This is a genomic window from Paenisporosarcina sp. P4_E4_2, from assembly GCF_056401595.1.
This window is the reverse complement of record NZ_JBFUJC010000020.1, coordinates 1-18,529: the sequence shown is the minus strand read 5'-3', so window position 1 is coordinate 18,529 and position 18,529 is coordinate 1. Positions and strand designations below refer to the sequence as shown.

General features: G+C 37.1%; 19 protein-coding genes and 1 riboswitch. Of the genes, 13 read left to right on the top strand and 6 right to left on the bottom strand.

Features of this window, described 5'->3' with window-relative positions; translation table 11 throughout:
* The 3 genes from AC1DSB_RS03740 to AC1DSB_RS03730 all read right to left on the bottom strand — a co-directional run.
* On the bottom strand, nucleotides 1-572 hold a 572-nt coding region (locus tag AC1DSB_RS03740), incomplete at its 3' end, for an MBL fold metallo-hydrolase (RefSeq protein ID WP_477585786.1).
* A gap of 207 nt (nucleotides 573-779) precedes the next feature.
* On the bottom strand, nucleotides 780-968 hold the full coding sequence (locus AC1DSB_RS03735; RefSeq protein WP_477532584.1) for a hypothetical protein: 189 nt from the start codon (nucleotides 966-968) through the stop codon (nucleotides 780-782).
* A gap of 219 nt (nucleotides 969-1,187) precedes the next feature.
* On the bottom strand, nucleotides 1,188-1,331 hold the full coding sequence (locus AC1DSB_RS03730; RefSeq protein ID WP_477585784.1) for a hypothetical protein: 144 nt from the start codon (nucleotides 1,329-1,331) through the stop codon (nucleotides 1,188-1,190).
* A gap of 237 nt (nucleotides 1,332-1,568) precedes the next feature.
* Here AC1DSB_RS03730 and AC1DSB_RS03725 point away from each other — a divergent pair, with 237 nt between their 5' ends.
* The 3 genes from AC1DSB_RS03725 to AC1DSB_RS03715 all read left to right on the top strand — a co-directional run bounded on the left by AC1DSB_RS03725 (nucleotide 1,569) and on the right by AC1DSB_RS03715 (nucleotide 4,083).
* Entirely contained in the window at nucleotides 1,569-2,633 is a 1,065-nt protein-coding gene (locus AC1DSB_RS03725) for a hypothetical protein (RefSeq protein ID WP_477531470.1), read from the top strand.
* A 78-nt stretch (nucleotides 2,634-2,711) separates the two neighbouring features.
* The gene (locus AC1DSB_RS03720; RefSeq protein ID WP_477531469.1) at nucleotides 2,712-2,984 is read left to right on the top strand and encodes an ArsB/NhaD family transporter; all 273 of its coding nucleotides are present in this window, start codon (nucleotides 2,712-2,714) and stop codon (nucleotides 2,982-2,984) included.
* Nucleotides 2,985-3,417: 433 nt separating this feature from the next.
* Nucleotides 3,418-4,083, top strand: coding sequence for a DUF2642 domain-containing protein (locus tag AC1DSB_RS03715; RefSeq protein ID WP_477531468.1), 666 nt, complete (start codon nucleotides 3,418-3,420; stop codon nucleotides 4,081-4,083).
* Between the two features lie 86 nt (nucleotides 4,084-4,169).
* Here AC1DSB_RS03715 and AC1DSB_RS03710 read toward each other — a convergent pair whose 3' ends face one another.
* The gene (locus AC1DSB_RS03710; protein ID WP_477531467.1) at nucleotides 4,170-4,373 is read right to left on the bottom strand and encodes a YfhD family protein; all 204 of its coding nucleotides are present in this window, start codon (nucleotides 4,371-4,373) and stop codon (nucleotides 4,170-4,172) included.
* A 265-nt stretch (nucleotides 4,374-4,638) separates the two neighbouring features.
* Between AC1DSB_RS03710 and AC1DSB_RS03705 the strand changes: the two genes are divergently transcribed.
* The 6 genes from AC1DSB_RS03705 to AC1DSB_RS03680 all read left to right on the top strand — a co-directional run bounded on the left by AC1DSB_RS03705 (nucleotide 4,639) and on the right by AC1DSB_RS03680 (nucleotide 9,982).
* Complete coding sequence (locus AC1DSB_RS03705; RefSeq protein WP_477531466.1) at nucleotides 4,639-5,592, top strand: TRM11 family SAM-dependent methyltransferase; 954 nt, start codon at nucleotides 4,639-4,641, stop codon at nucleotides 5,590-5,592.
* Nucleotides 5,593-6,481: 889 nt separating this feature from the next.
* Nucleotides 6,482-7,405 carry an NAD-dependent epimerase/dehydratase family protein gene (locus AC1DSB_RS03700; protein WP_477531465.1) on the top strand — a complete coding sequence of 308 codons (924 nt, stop codon included), beginning with the start codon at nucleotides 6,482-6,484 and terminating at the stop codon, nucleotides 7,403-7,405.
* A 29-nt stretch (nucleotides 7,406-7,434) separates the two neighbouring features.
* Nucleotides 7,435-7,518 (top strand): DUF3492 domain-containing protein, encoded by an 84-nt coding sequence (locus AC1DSB_RS03695; protein ID WP_477531473.1) that lies wholly within the window; start codon nucleotides 7,435-7,437, stop codon nucleotides 7,516-7,518.
* 412 nt (nucleotides 7,519-7,930) lie between these two features.
* On the top strand, nucleotides 7,931-8,332 hold the full coding sequence (locus AC1DSB_RS03690; RefSeq protein WP_477531464.1) for a DUF1761 domain-containing protein: 402 nt from the start codon (nucleotides 7,931-7,933) through the stop codon (nucleotides 8,330-8,332).
* A 194-nt stretch (nucleotides 8,333-8,526) separates the two neighbouring features.
* A complete protein-coding gene (locus tag AC1DSB_RS03685; RefSeq protein WP_477531463.1) occupies nucleotides 8,527-8,955 on the top strand; it encodes a hypothetical protein in 429 nt (142 codons plus the stop codon).
* 121 nt (nucleotides 8,956-9,076) lie between these two features.
* Nucleotides 9,077-9,982 carry an HD-GYP domain-containing protein gene (locus AC1DSB_RS03680; protein WP_477531462.1) on the top strand — a complete coding sequence of 302 codons (906 nt, stop codon included), beginning with the start codon at nucleotides 9,077-9,079 and terminating at the stop codon, nucleotides 9,980-9,982.
* A gap of 125 nt (nucleotides 9,983-10,107) precedes the next feature.
* Here AC1DSB_RS03680 and AC1DSB_RS03675 read toward each other — a convergent pair whose 3' ends face one another.
* Nucleotides 10,108-10,971, bottom strand: coding sequence for a TetR/AcrR family transcriptional regulator (locus AC1DSB_RS03675; RefSeq protein WP_477531461.1), 864 nt, complete (start codon nucleotides 10,969-10,971; stop codon nucleotides 10,108-10,110).
* 133 nt (nucleotides 10,972-11,104) lie between these two features.
* Between AC1DSB_RS03675 and AC1DSB_RS03670 the strand changes: the two genes are divergently transcribed.
* The 3 genes from AC1DSB_RS03670 (at nucleotide 11,105) to AC1DSB_RS03660 (ending at nucleotide 17,364) form a co-directional block, all read left to right on the top strand.
* Nucleotides 11,105-14,173 carry an efflux RND transporter permease subunit gene (locus AC1DSB_RS03670; RefSeq protein ID WP_477585781.1) on the top strand — a complete coding sequence of 1,023 codons (3,069 nt, stop codon included), beginning with the start codon at nucleotides 11,105-11,107 and terminating at the stop codon, nucleotides 14,171-14,173.
* 177 nt (nucleotides 14,174-14,350) lie between these two features.
* Entirely contained in the window at nucleotides 14,351-14,977 is a 627-nt protein-coding gene (locus tag AC1DSB_RS03665; RefSeq protein WP_016428826.1) for a spore coat protein, read from the top strand.
* Between the two features lie 273 nt (nucleotides 14,978-15,250).
* Nucleotides 15,251-15,399, top strand: a riboswitch (cyclic di-AMP (ydaO/yuaA leader).
* Nucleotides 15,400-15,537: 138 nt separating this feature from the next.
* Nucleotides 15,538-17,364, top strand: a complete 1,827-nt coding sequence (locus AC1DSB_RS03660; protein WP_477531459.1) for an APC family permease — start codon at nucleotides 15,538-15,540, stop codon at nucleotides 17,362-17,364.
* An 83-nt stretch (nucleotides 17,365-17,447) separates the two neighbouring features.
* Here the strand turns inward: AC1DSB_RS03660 and AC1DSB_RS03655 are convergent, their stop codons facing one another.
* Nucleotides 17,448-17,954: a cupin domain-containing protein gene (locus tag AC1DSB_RS03655; RefSeq protein WP_477531458.1), complete on the bottom strand. Its 507-nt coding sequence runs from the start codon at nucleotides 17,952-17,954 to the stop codon at nucleotides 17,448-17,450.
* Nucleotides 17,955-18,118: 164 nt separating this feature from the next.
* Between AC1DSB_RS03655 and AC1DSB_RS03650 the strand changes: the two genes are divergently transcribed.
* Nucleotides 18,119-18,529 (top strand): NAD(P)/FAD-dependent oxidoreductase (locus AC1DSB_RS03650; RefSeq protein WP_477585779.1); only part of this gene is annotated, 411 nt, incomplete at its 3' end.

The following is an 18,529-nucleotide window of genomic DNA, read 5'->3' as shown; positions in this document are numbered from 1 at the left end:
ACAAGAACACCATTCTTGCCGATTTCAGCCATTTCATGAATGTCCGCATATTCATTATTCACTGGAGTTAAATCGAATTTAAAGTCCCCGGTATGAACAACCGTACCCTCAGGTGTGTGAAAGGCAATTCCTAAACAATCTGGGATGCTGTGGTTTGTTTTAAAGAAAGTACATGTAATGGCATTGAAGTTGATTTTTGACTTGGAATTAATCAAATTCATTTCAGTTTGCCGTAATAGTCCATGTTCTTTCAACTTGATTTCAATTAATCCCAACGTCATTCTTGTGGCATAAATCGGCATGTTCAATTGTTTTAATAAGTATGGGATGCCCCCAATATGATCTTCATGACCATGCGTGACGATTAAAGCACGAACCTTTTCCTTGTTTTCCTGTAAATAGGAAATATCTTGAATGATTAAATCTATGCCAAGTAAGCTTTCATCTGGAAATTTAGATCCGCAGTCGATGACTACGATATCGTTCTCAACTTGCAGGACATACATGTTTTTTCCGATTTCATTTACGCCGCCAAGGGCGAAAATGGATAATGAGTTTTCTATCGTTTCCAAATTAAATATCCTCCTATTTTAAATCGCTATAAGAAGTATTCCCACGTGCCTTTCTTTTTATGAGGATTAGGGAAAAGTTTCTGTATCAAAAAAGGGCAACGAATATCATATACGTTAGCGACTGAAATCAACGCACCATTGGATGTACAGAGTGAAAACAAAATGAAACGAACCACCTTTTACACGAATAAAAGGTGGTTCGTTTGATTAATGCTGTTTATTTTCTGGCTGCTTGATAATGGATTTCCCTTCATTTTCCACATGGTACTCTCTTTCGATTTCCTCATTCAATGTTTCATCTTCAAACTTATTATCAAGAAAAACTTGAACGCCGTTTACACTGACAATCGTATTGGCAGGGTCAGAAAAAATCTCTTTTTCACGATTATTGCTCATCGGTATTCACTCCAATTGGGTTTCGCTCTTTTGTTTCTATTCCCTTTCGGCGTTTGTGACATCGAATTTTTATTGCTGCTTGATGAATTATGGTTGTCTCTCCCCATATAAGAAAGTATGGCTTAAAAAGGGGATTTTGATGTAACTGAAAAATACCCTATTAATCTTTTATTAACGCTACGCGATAGGGAAACAACTTAGCCTCCATTATGCCTTCTTTCATTGCGGGGTCGTTTTTTCACCTGTTTTTTGTAATTGCTGTAACTCTTCGAAGTGATGCTGAACGATATTATTTTCTTTATCAGTCCAATTTGATTCTTCAAGTAATGAAGGAATTAATTTCAGTTGATATAAAAATTGCATTTTCCACTGCGAAACCTCCAATTAAATTATGAGTATATATTCTACAATTTAGTCRCCATTCCTTTGAATTAGGAACGCAATCAAAAACAGCACGATAATAATTGATTAATTCACCTATGCACAATGGAAGGAGTAGACATATACATAATCATAAACTTAATAATTTGCCCTAAATAAAATTAATGAGGCATTTTTATTTGTTTTGCAATGACAAGACAGAAGAAAGGGGAAAACGGGATGAAAGATGAGTATTTAATCTCATTAGTTGGAAGGTCAGTTCAAGTTTACAAAGGTGGTCCCGATTCAAATGTAGGCGTTTTACTGGATGTCAACGATGATTATTTAACCCTGCAAAAAGAAGATGGCGAAATTATTTATTACAAAACCGCTCACATTAAAAGTATTAAAGAAAATTCCCAGATTCGATTTAATTCTATTTTAAGAGTATATGATTCCAATTACCTAGTTAAAGCAGCCAAGTTTAATGAAGTTGCGGGTCATTTCAAAGATCAAATTATCCAGATTAATGGGAAAGGTCCAGAATCCAAGTTTGGGACACTGATTGATGTAAAGGACGACTTCTTTGTTCTTCATACTGAGCAGGACGGATTAATTTTTTACAAAGAACAACATATCAAAAGTTTTAGTCACGCTATACCCACGACCAATAACGTCGATGTAAAAGATGAGGAAGTAAAAGTAGAGGAAACGTTAACGGACGAAGCTACTGAAGATGAAGCAATCTTAAAAATGAACGAAATAAAAGATGTTTATGAACAAATTACTGCAGACAACACCAATAGTTTATTGAAAAATCTGACATACTCTTGGATTAAAATAAATAGAAAAGGTCCGGAAAGTATAGAAGGTCTATTAACCGAAGCCAATGATGAATACCTAGTAATGGTTGTTAACAACGAAATCTTCCGAATCGCTAACTATCATGTGAAAAATTTCAGTCTAAATATTAATAAACCAGAAGAGCAAAAAACTGAAGAAGAAGAAAATGCCAAACAAACTGAAGAAGAAAATGCCCAACAAACAAAGTCAAAAAAAGGCAAGGAATCAGACGGAGACCAAGAAACATCAAAAAACTCGTCAAAAAAAGGCAAGGAATCAGACGGAGACCAAGAAACATCAAAAAACTCGTCAAAAAATGGCAAGCAATCAGATGGAAACCAAGAATCATCAACCTATACAAGTTCAACCTATACAAGATTAACGTATGAAGAAGAATTGTATCTTGCGATGATGCGAAGAAATAAACGCATGAAGAGAAAAGCACAAAAAAGGAAAAAGTAATCATCCAGTCGCAGTCAATACAAATTGAACTTAATAATAAGAAATAAATGAAATTCCGTTTTAATGGGATTAATCCAAATGCATAAATATGAACTTGTTAATACATTTACAATTTTTGCACTCACAACTTTGTTCATCCTTTGGAGACCCCAGGGAATAAATGAATCCATCCCTGCACTTTGTGGAGCACTTCTACTTATTGTTGCAGGTGTGGTGCAATTTAGTGATGTTCTTGAAATATTTAGGCTGGTAAGCGGACCATCCATCACGATCATTTCGACAATTGTCATTTGTATTGTTTTGGAAAGTAAAGGAGTTTTCTGGGGGATTGCGGTTAATCTGGCTAATTAAGCAAAGGGTCAGGACTAAAACTATTCCTGTATATGATTGTGTTTTTAATGACCATCTTCTTCAATAATGTCGGAAGTATTCTGATTACCACTCCAATCATCCTACATATCGTAAACATGTCTCGGTTGAAACACATCAAAAATTGCCTAATTTATTCGCGGGAGTATTTATTGCGACGTCTGCCAGTTTGCCAATCGGTGAGAGAGTAATATAGCAAATCTAATTGGTTTAAAAATGGTTGGTTTAGATTGATTTCCTATAGAGATTTCGCTTTCGTTCCTTCCATGATTGGAATTGCGACGCTTAACTTACTTATCGATCTTCTTTTTAAGAAAGAAATACCGAAGACCAGCATTATTGGTTATTCCAGCGACTCTTTTCGTCACGTTAGTTTGTGGCTTCTCTTCATTTTATAAGTAAAGGAGTTGAATAAATGAATAGTCTCGATTCTTATATAGGTCAAATAATAGATGTTGAAGTATCCTCCAAAAAATCGATCATAGGAAAGCTTCTGGAAGTAGGTTCGGATATTATCGTCCTTTTTAACGGTCAACAGTATGTGTATTTGCCAGTCGTGCATCTTATCTCCGTAAAAAAAGTGGAAACAACGTATACTGAAGAATACATTAATAATGATATGTCACCGTTTGAAAAAGAGGAAAAGCAGCTATCCATGAAACAGATATTAACGAACGCGTCTGGTAAATTTGTAGAACTTTTTTTAACCGGAAGTCATACAGTACATGGTTATATCCGATATGTCAAAGAAGACTATATTGTGTTCGATTCGCCAGCATTTAAAACGATTTACATTCCAATCGTCCATCTTAAATGGCTAATCCCCTATATCAACCAAACCCCTTATCAAATTAAGATAGGTCAACAACTTAATTCTTCTGACGAATCATTCGCTGACACGTTTAAAGAGCAAATGAAAATGTATATCGGGAAAATAGTGCTATTTGATTTAGGAAAAGATTCCGGAAAAATCGGGATTTTGAACCAAGTCGATCCTGTTTTGGTGGAGTTGGTTACAGGGAATGGGAAAACTATTTATTTGAATATGACCCATCTCAAGTCAATGCATGAAGGAAAATAAAAACAGGCATTTGTGCCTTTTATATAGAAAAAGAAGCAGGCATCCCCTTAGGAATCCTGCTTCTTTTCATGTGAGTTGAGAAAAAACTATTTGTTATTTTTTCGTTTTTGAGCAGTTTGGCTTTGCCCTGATTGTGTGGCTTTATTAATGATTTCAGTCAATTCACGAGAGAATTCTTCTCGACCTGTTAGAGCACCATTTGTTTGCCCAGTTTTTGGTGGTGTTTTCGTTTTGTTTCGGTTGTTGTTACCTGAAGAGTTACCTGAAGAATTCTGATTGTTATTTGGCATTTGATCATGTCTCCTTTCAAGTTGGCCGTACATAGTAAGTATGGCTTGAAATGCAATTCTTCATGTATGTTCATAAAATTTTTCTAAAATAATTTTATCGATAAAAATTATTTATTTTTTATTAAGTTATCGATAAAAATAAAGAGGGATTAAAAACCGATTTATAATTATTCTTCACATTTCCGGCATAAATATTCACCAGTTGTTATACTAACAAGGTACTGCTCTTCACGAAGTAAAGGGCATGAAAAAGGATGGGAATAACTTGAATCAACTAGAACGAACAGGTGAATTTATTTATACATACGCATACACCAATGACGAAGAATCTTTATGTCATTTGGAAATGCGTTCATTTTTTGATATGGATACACATACTAAAATAATCAAAAGCTCGAATGAAATAAATCCGAGCAGAAGTCCATTTATGAAAGAACGAATAGAAGTAATTTTTGAAGGTGATGAGCTCTCGGATATTTTGAAGCAAGTGGAAGTCGTAAATATGATGGAATCCACTTTTAAAGTCATTTTTGTCAAAATCAATGACTTGGCTCTAACGGAAAAAGTGGACTACCAACAAAAGCGAGAAATCGAACGTGAAATTGGAATGATCATTGAAGGGGAAGCAGATGTTCATCACCCCGATATGACATTTGGATTAGTGCCATTCGATGGACGTTGGTATTTTGGGGAGTACCTAAAAAGTGAAGCTGTTTGGTTGCACCATTTAAAAAAACCGCGTGAGTATTCAACAGCACTTAGCACACGAGTGGCCCGTGCGGTGGCAAATATTGCCGTTCCAAAACCAGATGGGGTGAAAGCAATCGATCCGTGCTGTGGAATCGGTACTGTCCTGGTAGAAGCACTTTCAATGGGAATCGATATAGTCGGCCGCGATATTAATCCGTTGGTCGTTCTAGGATCACGTGAAAACATTGCGCATTTCGGATTAACAGGGGATGTTGACCTTGGCCCAATCGCGGAAGTGACGTCTAACTATGATGCCACCATTATTGATATGCCATACAATCTCTACACACATGCCACACCTGAGGATCAACTATCCATCCTCAAGAATGCACGGCCTTTTTCTAAGAAGCTCGTGGTCGTTACGATTGACACAATCGATCACATGATTGAAGAAGCGGGTTTTCACATCATCGACAGATGCGTAGCCAAAAAAGGCATATTTTCCAGAGAAATTTTAGTGTGCCAGTAACTTGAATTAATATAATAAAGCCTGTCCTCCAATTTAATGGGAGACAGGCTTTTTTTAAGAAGAGTTTATAGGTAACTTATACAATTCTTTATCGTGCATTTGAGCTTACATCTCCCGAAAACCACATATCTTCTAATAAAAAAACCTTCAGGAACATAATCTTGACCCTCAAAAGGACGTAACAAGCTTAAATCGTTCCAATTCAGTTACTTGTTTTGATACCTTTGCGCTTCATTAAGGACCTCTCCATTTATGAATGAGAACAAACATGTAAGAAAACCTACAATAAAAAAATCGCTATTATGATGAAGAATATTTATTTCTAAATAAAAAAAAAGACACAGCCAACATAATTAATAAAATGTAAAAAAAGCTTTGGCAAACACTTATAGTTAAGACAAATATATATCGACCAAAATCTTCGGCTTCATTTACGCTGAAGTCATGTAATTGCCAACCAAAAAAAATATTATAATAGCTTACCCATAAAAAAACAGGGATTAATAACACCCAATAAATTTTACTCATAATGAAAGTATGACCATTACGTAACATTGATTCGCACCCACTTTAAGAATATTTCACTATTATAGTTGAACGAACAGGAACTTTTTATCGAAACCCATGATTTGTTATCTAATGACTGGATTTCCTAATCCCTTACCAATATATTAATTTTTATTCGTTTTATCATAACATCGTTATGTGTAGTTGGATAGTTTTACCATATAAGGAGCCGTTCTGGTGTCTATTCAAGAAGCAGTCTTTTTCTGTAATTTTGATTGTTTTGTTAAAACATATAAAACTACTAGCTTTCTTATCGTAACTGGAATGTGACTACTATAAGTGGCATAGGATAAAACCAAACACAAAAAGAAATGGTGATGTTATGAAAGTATTGGTAACCGGTGGTGCGGGCTTTATAGGTTCTTTTATTGTAGAAGAAGTAATGAATATCGGATGGGAGCCCATTGTAGTCGATGACTTGAGCACAGGCAATTTGAGCTTTGTGCCGAAAAGTGTGCCTTTTTACAATATCGATATTCGTTCCGATACCTTGGAACAGGTTTTTCGCATGCACAATCCAGAAGTCGTCATACATCAAGCAGCACAAGTGTCTGTGGAGTTTTCAACACAACAACCTTTGACCGATTGCGAGATTAATACGTTAGGAACGTTAAATATATTGAAGCTTTGCGCAAAGTACAAGGTTTCCAAACTAGTATATGCTTCATCAGCAGCGGTATATGGCTCGGCAAAAGAGATGCCGTTGAAAGAAGAACATCGTATTTTGCCCATTTCTTTTTATGGACAGTCCAAATATTCCGCCGAGCAGTACATTCACTTATTCCATCAACTGTACGGATTGCCTTACATGATCCTTCGCTATAGCAATGTCTATGGTATGAGACAGAATATGCTTGGCGAGGCAGGTGTTGTGAGTATTTTCATCAATCAAGCCATTCGTAATACAGGGGTCACCGTTTATGGTGACGGTAGCCAGACAAGGGATTTCATTTTTGTGAAGGATGTGGCAAAAGCAAACATACAGGCAGTAGCATTTGGTGGTAGTGGAGCGTTTAATATCAGTACGAACCAGCCCATTTCGTTAAATAAACTGCTTTCCATTTTGCAAGAATCGATTCATCAGCCATTAGACATCACTTACACAGATCCTAGAGCCGGGGATATTAAGGACAGTTCTTTATCCTTCGACAAGGCAAGGGAGTTCCTGCAATGGGAACCTCGACCTAGTTTTGAAATAGGCTTGAAAGAAACAGTAGCCTATTATCAAGATCAAGTTCCCAAATAAAATTTTGTGTAAAGAAACTGGTGAAATGAATGAAAAATCTAACCGTATTGGTCACAACAGCAGGTACGTATCCTTTTCATGAAGGCGGAGTGAGTAAGTGGTGTGCACTTTAATAAAGAAAGTTCAAATTAATGGGTTGGAGTCGGTTTATTTAGAGACGGCCCCATATCGATGGAATTTGTTGGGGAAATCCACCTTTTTCATGGGCTGAAAGCGACGCTTAGACAGTTCATATGATTCAACACTTAACCTTCCTTCAGAAATATTTCATTTGAAGGTTWTTTTTTGTTGGAACAAGCGCAGGAGAAAGACAAGCTTATTCTTTAGCCGAAGATATTGCGGAAAAAAGAGGGTTTCTTCTATATAATATCCCTAAAGATTATGTGGAAGATGTGAATGATGCCTACTAAATATATGGATACCCATTATCCCATGAGATAAGATGAAAATAATGGATGCAAAAGATGAGAGCATGCAGGAATTATACTAGAAAAAATTGAATTTAGTTGTTAAAGGGGGCTCTTTATGTTGATTGATTGGAACGAATTGAATGTACTCGCAATTATTATTGGTGGTTTATTGTATATGGTGTATGGAGGCGTTTACTACTCCATTAGATTGGGTGGAGATAAACATTCTGAGAAGAAACACAATGAAATTGAAGGGCCAATGAAGTATATCTTTTCGGGGATTGTAGCTTTCATTAGCTCATTCATCATCGCTATCTTTGTACAAGCAACAGGTGCTGAAGGATTTGGACCAGGGATACTCGTAGGGTTTATGGTAGGGCTTATCATCACACTGGTATACATAAAAAATAGATTGTTTGGACTTATGACGAATCAATCTTTGATGGTAGCTATTGGAGATCATTTAGTGATTTTCACCTTATTGGGTGCATTGCACGGATTTATGTTCGGAATGTGAGCATCATGCTGTTGTTTTACTGCAAAAAGCGGGCGGATATTACAAAAAATTACAAAAACTGTAGTCAGATAAGTTTAATAGAGTTATACTAACAGAAAGATTCAAATTAGTTTGACATTATTACATAGGTAACATTTTACCAATTGTATTATGTATATACCACAAAAAACATAGTTTTGGGGAGAGAATAAGACATGAGAAAACTATTAGCAATTTTATTTGCGGTATCATTATTCTTTAGCTTAGGAACAAATGCTTCTGCAGCAGAATATGATAATTCTGTTTTGAAAGCACTTGAGCTTATCGAATCCACAAACAACGCAATCGATGTAAAGATTGAAGAAGGTGTTAAAGCAGCAGATGATCTACAAACTCAATACTTGAAGGACATTCGTAAAAGTAAAAGTGCATCTGAATTCCTTCAATTAACAAAAGCATATAATGCTAACCTTGATGTGATTATTGACGATGTATATAATGAAACACTTAAAATGTCAGCAGATACTATTGCACTATCTGCTGAAGCTGGAATAGAAGCAGAATGTTCTTGGGTTCTGGTACGCTTTGCACACCGTTTGGTTTGGATTGATCCGATTCGCGTAATTGGAATTGGTGGGCACTAAAACACCGCAATTATTATTTAATAAACCTCTATTCATTTATTTAAATATTGGTATAATTAGAAAAATGAGTTCTTTTATAGAGCTCATTTTTTTGATAAGTTTGCATAGAGGAGATTTTGGTATGAAAGGTTTTAGTATTGGGAAAAGAGGCACGTTCCTAGATAAAGTTGAATATGACAAAAATGAAATAAGCTTAATAGCAGATGGAGACGGGGTTGAAGTATTGCTTCAATCTATTGAGAAGGACAGATTGTTCTACATTTACCCGGCTGAAAATCCAGAAGTTATGGAATTTTATTTAATATTATCTGGAGAAGTTATCTGTGAACAGGATGGCGAAAGAGTTGTACTCGGCCCTCATGATTCCTTCACAGTTAAAGGAATAACTGAGCCTATTCATTTTACAGCCTTATCTGACGTTACCTTCTTATGGGTAATAACGGAGCCAACTTTTGTGCATTTAAGTAAAGAAATATCTTCTTTAATGGAGATTGTCAAACAGGTTGAATTAATGGATCGACATACATATATGCATAGTGATCGAGTTGCTACTTATGCATTAAAAATAGCTAGAAAATTTAAATTAAATGAAGAACAATTGGAGAATCTTGCAACGGCCTCTTTTTTACATGACATTGGAAAAATTCATATTCCAAAAGATATATTGAATAAACCCGATAAACTGACTTCTGAAGAATATGAAGTGATAAAAAAACATCCATCCGATGGGGCAGAGATGATAAAAGGCAGCGTTTACGAAGATATTGCGCCTATTATTGAGCAACACCATGAACGTTTAAACGGAAGCGGCTATCCAAAGGGATTGAAAGATGATGAAATACTCCTCGAAGCTCGCATTATTGCTGTCAGTGATACATTCGATGCAATGACGGAAGACCGTGCGTATCGTAAAGCGTTCAGTGCTCAATACGCTCTGGAAGAATTGAAAAAACTATCGGTCACTCACTATGATAAAGAAGTAGTAGATAAATTTGAACTGGTGTTAAAAGAAGATGGCATTGTATAAAAAATGATGTGTATGTATAGCTAGCCATCAATCTATAGAGGTAACAAATCAGACTTGTCATAAACGACAAGTCTTTTTTGTTCTTCGCATGTATTTGAAGAATAGAGTGGTAGGGTGTTGAATTTTCAATCAGTTTGATTCGTTACGTAAGTCATCAACTTTTGCTGCAATGTAAGCATATCCTTATCCTCTGCCAAATTAGCTAACATTCCTTTAATGACAGGGGTTCGGGGCTTGTCTTTTTTTAGTTCTTCAGCAATTACATCCAGCGTGACGAGTATATCATTATCGATTGTGCTGTTCCTACACTCAAGGATTTCCTGAAGGAGGACTTGTTTGGGCGGATTTTGAGATACATTTTGCAATAAATTCTTATCTAACATAGGAAGACTTAAAAAAGGTTGTGGTTGTTTGGATATAAGGGACGACACTAGATCATCTATTCGTTCTTGGATAAAAACAGATAATTCATTGGTATCCAATTGTTGACGATGAGTCAGGATGATTTCGATATAGCCATGAATGAGCCCTTTTACCATGACGATTAGATCTGCAACATACGGTTGAACATCTTTACCATAAGCCTCCACAAAAATTTTGTGCAAAATCGTATGATGTTGTTCCTGCATGGAAGCTAACAGCTCTTTCATATCTTTGTTCAAAGGATTTGTCTGTTCTCGAATTTGCATCAAGATAAAGTCTGCATGGCGTTCAATTTCTTCAAATTGTATGACTAATAACTGATGGAATTTTTCTTTGGGAGAAACTCGTTGTATGGTGTCAAGCTCTGTAAATCTTTTCGATATTTTACTGAAAAAATATTCAAAAATCGAAACAAGCAATTCATCTTTGGATTTAAAAGATAAGTAAAAAGAACCTTTGGAGATACCACAAGCATCGGTAATTTCTTGAATGGATGTTGATTCAAATCCTTTTGAGGCGAATAAGTGATGAGCCTTTTCAATGATTAATTGTTTCTTATTTGTCATATCTAAGCTCCTTTTCCGAAAAAACGATGTAAAATTATAGGTTAATAGTTGACCTTTGAATGACCAGTCAGTAGTATTATGATTGATTATGACCGGTTGGTCAAATAAAGCAGGGTGGAAGTGAACTGACACAATGAACCACATCATTAATTTTGTGTTGAAGAACAAATTTGCAGTATGGTTAATGACCATTGTTATAATAGTAGCCGGCTTAACAGCAGGGTTACAAATGAAACTTGAAACAATCCCGGATATCACGGTTCCTGTAGTTACGGCAACGACTATTTATCCAGGTGCGACTCCTGACCAGGTAGTCAATGAACTGTCAGAACCGTATGAAAAAGCAGTGCGAAATTTAGAAGGCGTTAAGATGGTCATGTCTTCTTCTTATCAGAATGCATCCTCACTCCAAATTGAGTTTGAATTTGGAACAGATATGAAAGAAGCAGAAGCAGAAGTAGCTGCGGCTCTTAAAAATATTCCACTTCCAACAGGTGCACAAGAGCCTAAAGTCGCGCGTATAAGCATCAATGCATTTCCTATCGCTGCGATTAGTGTTTCAAGTGAACAAGATACACTTGCTGAACTTACGGAGAATGTAGAAACGAATCTCGTGCCTACACTCGAAGGAATTGAAGGTGTGTCTTCCGTCGCTGTCACTGGTCAGCACCTAAATGAAGTCAGCTTTAGATTCAATCAAGATAAGTTAGCTCAATATGGACTGACTGAAGAGATGGTAAAAGGGATCGTAAAAGGCTCTGACATTACATTCCCGTTAGGGTTATTCCCATTTGAAGGGAAAGAACAATCTGTCGTTGTTGACGGAGATATTACAACGATTGATGACCTGAAAAAAATTCAAATTCCGGTTGTCCCAACCAGTCCAGATACAGCCTCTTCTAAACCTTCAATGGTGGCATTAAGCGAAGTGGCGGAGATTGAACTCGTTGGAAAAGCGGAATCAATTTCTCGTACCAATGGTCAAGATTCGATTGCTGTTCAAGTTGTAAAGTCTCAAGGGGCAAATACGGTTGATGTTGTCAATTTAATGAAAGAAGAAGTAAAGGCGTTTGAAAAGGAAAATGCTGACTCCGAAATCATTTTTACATTTGACCAAGGGGAACCAATCGAGAAATCAGTAGAAACGATGCTGAGCAAGGCATTATTTGGTGCTGGTTTTGCTGTATTGATCATTTTACTATTCCTAAGAAATATCCGTTCAACCCTAATCGCAATTTTATCCATTCCATTATCATTGTTAATCGCAGTATTACTGATTAAACAAATGGATATCACATTAAACATGATGACTTTAGGAGCTCTAACCGTCGCTATTGGGCGAGTAATTGATGATTCAATCGTTGTCGTCGAAAACATTTATCGAAGAATGGCATCCCCGACAGAGCAGTTAAAAGGGAAGACTTTAATTCGAGAAGCAACAAAAGAAATGTTTGTGCCAATCCTATCRTCAACACTTGTAACAATTGCCGTATTTTTACCAATTGGTTTGGTAGGAGGAATGGTGGGCGAATTATTCTTACCATTCGCATTAACAATTGTATTTGCGCTACTGGCTTCACTATTAGTTGCCATTACGCTCGTACCGATGTTATCCCATTCGCTATTTAAAAAAGGATTAGGCGACAAACATATACATGATCCTGAGAAACCAGGAAAAATAGCTGGTGTTTACCGTTCAATTCTTAATTGGACACTAAATCATAAACTGATTACCACAGTACTGGCAATTGTACTTTTCGTCGGCAGCTTAGCTTTAGTTCCATTAGTCGGAACAAGTTTCATGCCTGAAGAAGATRAAAAAATGATGTATATTACGTATACACCTAAACCAGGTGAAACGAGAGAAGATGTAGATGAAACAGTTACAGAAATCGAGTCGTTCTTCATTGATCGTAAAGATGTAGAAAGTGTTCAAGTTTCAATCGGTGGGGAAAATCCAATGATGCCTGGACAAAATAATGGGGCATTAATGTATGTTATTTATGATAATGACACACCAGAGTTTTCGTTAGAAAAAGAAGAAGCAATGAAAGAAGTTCAAAATTTTAACTTTGCAGGGGAATGGAAATCTCAAGACTTTGCAACAAGTGGCAGTAGTAATGAAATTAGCTACTATGTATACGGTAAAGATTTGAAAATGATTGAACCTGTTATTCGTGACATAGAAGAAATTTTAAATGAAAGTAAAAATATAAATAACGTAGGGTCAACGCTTGCAGAGTCTTATGAAGAACATACTTTAGTGGCAGACCAAGCGAAACTTGCTCAATTCGGATTAACGACCGCTCAAGTAGGGATGGCGCTCAATCCAAATGTACAGCGTGAAGTGCTGGCAACGATTGAACAAGATGGCGAGAAGTTTGAAGTGTTCATTGATTCTACAAAAGAAAAACCGGAGTCATTGGAAGAGTTATTAAATAGAACAATTCCTTCTCCACTTGGCATGCAAGTACCTGTTAAAGATGTTGTGACAGTGAATGATGGTAAAACATCTGATACTGTTACAAGAAGAGATGGACAGATTTATGCAAGTGTGAAGGGTAAAATAACGACCGATGATGTCTCAAAAGAATCAAAAGAGGTTCAAGAGAAAGTCGATCAACTAGAACTTCCAGCGAATGTGAGTATTGAAACAGCAGGAGTAACAGCTGATATGCAAGAGTCGTTTACACAGCTTGGTTTGGCTATGTTAGCGGCAATTGCCATCGTGTACCTTATTCTGGTTATCACATTTGGAGGAGCGGTTGCACCGTTTGCTATCTTGTTCTCGTTACCATTCACAATCAGTGGAGCTTTAATTGCCTTGCTAATCGCAGGCGAAACAATCAGTATTTCCACGATGCTTGGAGCTCTTATGCTCATTGGTATCGTTGTAACGAATGCAATTGTATTGATTGATCGGGTTATTCATAAAGAAAAAGAAGGCTTAAGTACACGCGATGCTATCTTGGAAGCCGGCGTAACGAGATTACGACCAATTCTGATGACGGCAATTGCAACTATCGGCGCATTGATTCCATTGGCGATTGGAGCTGAAGGTAGCGGGTTGATTTCCAAAGGATTGGGTGTAACGGTTATTGGCGGTCTTACCAGTTCAACTTTATTGACTTTAATTATTGTACCTGTAGTTTATGAATTCTTAGGGAAGTTCCGTAAAAGAAAACTAACCGAAGAAGAATAAAAAAATATAGATCGAAAACGTGCAGTGGATTAATTAATCCTTCTGCACGTTTTTTATTACAGTATTCGAAAAAATTCAGTTTTTATGTGTCATAGTCCACTCATTTTGAATAAAAACTCCTTTTCGATGCACACTAATTCTGATGCACATTAAATGAAACAAGGAGGAAATTGATAAATGACTCAAAATCCACAAGGTCAAATGCACGAAAATATGCATACAGGTCCAGTGCCACCACAAATGAATCATGGTGGTCACGAACTGTTTGATGTTCATGAAGTATTATCTGCTTCTGTTGCGGGATTAAACCAATTCACTTTATTACGCCCTCATATTCAAGATCAGGAATTATTAACGATGTTGGATAGACAATTCAGCTTCATGCAAGAGGAATACAACATTACAGCAGAATGTTTTAAAACAGGTATGGACCCGTCTAAAACAACTCAAAAATACATGATGAAACAAGATAATGATTTCATTTTTGGTTTAAAACCTTCGCAACCGAAGAAACCGATTCAATCTGGTGCAGAGTTAACAGATGAAATTATCTCAGGCTTCATGCTGGGTGTGCACAAATCAGGTGCCTCTCTAAAAGCAATGTCTGCCTTAGAAACCACTAACCCCGTAGTTCGTCGAGTACTTGCAGACTCGGTGCCGAACTGTATTGAAATGGCATATGAAGCTTCCATTTATCAAAACAAACACCATTATTACCAAGTGCCACAACTTGCACAACAAGACACGATGGCCATTGTGAATTCGTATGCACCATCGTCTATCCAACACGCGGGAACTCATTAATAAGATTAAAAAGATGGACCAGATCAAAGTATCTGGTCCTTTTTTTATTGGGTCTTTTAAAACATAATGCATAACGTTGTTTGTCATACGCTTGTGCTTGTCCTATATTCCGTATAGGCCAATAAAATTTTGTTATTTAAAGTAATAATGGACGATTGTTGCATGAGTATATTTTTTAAACGCATAAACTAACAAAATTAAGACATTTTATAAAGCTATAAAATTTATATTTACAAGTTGTTTATATGGGAGTACTATAATCTTCAGTTTCATATTTCTAAATCGCTTAATCCATTTGGAACGGGGAACCCATTATTGTGGCTTCTCTTTGCCGCTTGGGGTGAATCCTACTATTGTAGGTAGGGCTACTCTTTTAGCCCAAACCCGACAGCTAACTCCGTAAGCGTTATGAGAGAGAAATACGAACTAGTGAGAATGTTATTAAGCCCACTAGGCCCTTTCCCTATGCCTAGCGGGCTTTTTTGTTGTTCTTTTACAGGAATTTGCAGTGCATCTAAGGCTGTCCAAACGGCGGCTCATCAAAGAAAGAAGTGGAAAACATGTTGTCGGCAGTAAAAAGATTTTTAATCGGTCGTCCATTAAAATCATCGGAGTTAGGTGAACAAAAGCTTAACAAAACAAAAGCTTTAGCCATCCTTTCTTCAGACGCATTATCTTCTGTAGCATATGGACCGGAACAGATTTTGATTGTATTGGCTTCGGTAGGGGCAATCGCGTTTTGGTATTCGATTCCAATTGCAGTAGGTGTCCTTGTTCTGTTAATGGCACTTATTTTATCATATAGACAGATTATTTTTGCTTATCCACGTGGTGGTGGCGCATATGTTGTGGCGAAAGAGAATCTTGGTGAAAATGCAGGGTTAATTGCGGGCGGCTCGCTGTTGGTGGATTATATCCTGACGGTAGCAGTTAGTGTTTCGGCAGGCACCGATGCCATTACTTCCGCAATCCCAAGCCTTCACGATCATAATGTGGCCATTGCCAGTGTACTCGTTATATTTGTTACCATCTTGAATTTAAGAGGTATTACCGAATCGGCGTCCATTCTCGCGTATCCAGTCTATTTGTTTGTTATTGCTTTGTTTGTTCTGATTGGAGTAGGTCTTTTCAACATTATCACAGGGAATGTGTCACCTGATTTGCATACACCGCTCGGTACACCTGTTGCGGGTCTCACTTTATTCCTATTGCTCAGAGCATTCGCATCCGGAAGTTCTGCATTAACCGGGGTTGAAGCCATTTCGAACTCAATTCCAAACTTTAAAAACCCTGCTGCAAAAAACGCAGCAAAAACCCTAGTGATGATGGGTTCATTGCTCGCTTTGTTATTCACCGGAATCGTCTTTCTGGCTTATTTCTATGGAATTTCACCCAAGGTGGAGGAAACTGTGATTTCACAAATGGCTTCCGAGATTTTTGGGCGAAACTATATGTATTATTTCGTTCAGGGAACGACGGCCTTGATTCTTGTACTGGCAGCTAATACAGGATATTCAGCTTTTCCGCTTTTGGCATTCAGCCTGTCGAATGATAAATACATTCCAAGTATGTTCAAAATGAGAGGCGATCGATTGGGCTATTCCAATGGGATTATCACACTTGGAATCACTTCAATCCTTCTCATCATTGTTTTCCAAGGACAAACGGAACAACTTATCCCGCTTTATGCAGTCGGAGTATTTATACCATTTACGTTATCCCAGACAGGGATGCTCGTTAAATGGATGAGGGAAAAGCCAAAGGGTTGGATGGTCAAACTAATCACTAACTTTGTCGGAGCATTTATCAGCTTTGCGGTCATGATGATTTTCTTCATCACCAAATTCGGACAGGTTTGGGCGGTTCTAATCTTTTTGCCTCTGCTCGTTTTTGTCTTCCATAAGATAAAACAACATTATCTATCTGTTGGTGAACAGTTAAGTATTTCTACTTGTGAACCTGCAATGCCAATAGAAGGAAATGTCATTATTGTGCCGGTTGCAGGAATCACGCATGTAGTTGAAAACTCATTAAACTATGCCAAATCACTTAATCCAACACAAATCATTGCCGTATATGTATCTTTTGAGAGAAAAGATGAACACATTTTCCAAGAGAAGTGGAAAAAATTCCAGCCTGATGTTCGGCTAGTGACTTTGCATTCACAATATAGAAGCATAACTCAACCATTGGCGAAATTTATTAGTACGGTGGAATATAAAGCAAATGAATCGAACCATCGTGTAACCGTATTGATTCCACAATTTATTCCGAAAAAAGGGTGGCATAATACCCTTCACAATCAGTCAAGTTTATTAATCAGATCCATCCTGCTTTACCGAAGAGATGTAGTTGTTACGACCGTTCCTTATCGTTTTAAAAAGTAATATAGATAACTACTACGAATAAAAGCATTCATCACATGAATTTCGCGTGATGAATGCTTTTTTAGGTTGCTCCAAGTTCTTAGCTATTCTTGTATCCATCGATCAAGTACTGGCCCACGACCCCCGTACACGGGATCCATGGAAGGGGCTTTAACTTGCTTAATTTCATCTAAGACTCGAGGTCTTTCATTGTGTTCACCGGTTTTAAGGTTGTATCCATTGCCATCTGCGTAAGCACCGACAACTTCAAAATCTTTACTACCCTTTAACTTTTTATGTCCTGTACCCGCGGGCAAAACGAGGACATCACCGGTTCTGACTTCAACCGTTTTCCCATATTTGCCTCCTATTCTTAATGTTGCCGAACCAGCGCGAACCCCTAATACTTCATGAGCATTGCTATGATAATGATGATAGTCAAAGACACCATCAATCCAGCTGTTTCTCCAATTATTCAATCTAAATGTAGGTTCGATTTCATTTGGATGATGCTTGAATACACCGGGATATAAAATAACCGGTAATTGTGGATTATTTGGAATCGTGCCATCATCTTCAAACGTAAATAATTGATAAGTAGAATTAATCACACATACCCCTCCCTTAGTTTGCTGTTAATAGGATAAGTACCCGTTTAGATAAAAAGTAATCTTTCGGTTTGATTAAACCAAAAGAAGGAAAGATTAATGTTATTAATGGAAGTTTACAAATAAATGGACCTTTAAACAAGATTTGTTAGGAGGAAAGAAATAGAATGATAGATTGCACAGTAGTTGGGGGAGGTCCAGCAGGTTTAAATGCCACTTTGGTGTTAGGAAGGGCTAGAAGAAATGTAGTGTTGGTTGACAGTGATGAGGCACGCAATAAAGTAACGGACGCCTCGCATGGCTTTATAACAAGAGACGGCGTAAAACCGGCAGAATTCAGAGCACTTGCCCATCAGGAGTTCAGTCGCTACCCGACAATCCAGACATTGAGAGACAAAGTTGTAGAAATTGCGAAAGAGAAGGATGGGTTTTTAGTTAAAACTGAAATGAAGAAACAGTGGAAAACACGAAAAGTCATTCTGGCTACTGGTGTAAAAGAGAAGTTTCCGAACATCCCAAACCTCCGGAACTTTTATGGTAAAAGTATCTTTAACTGCCCATATTGTGATGGTTGGGAA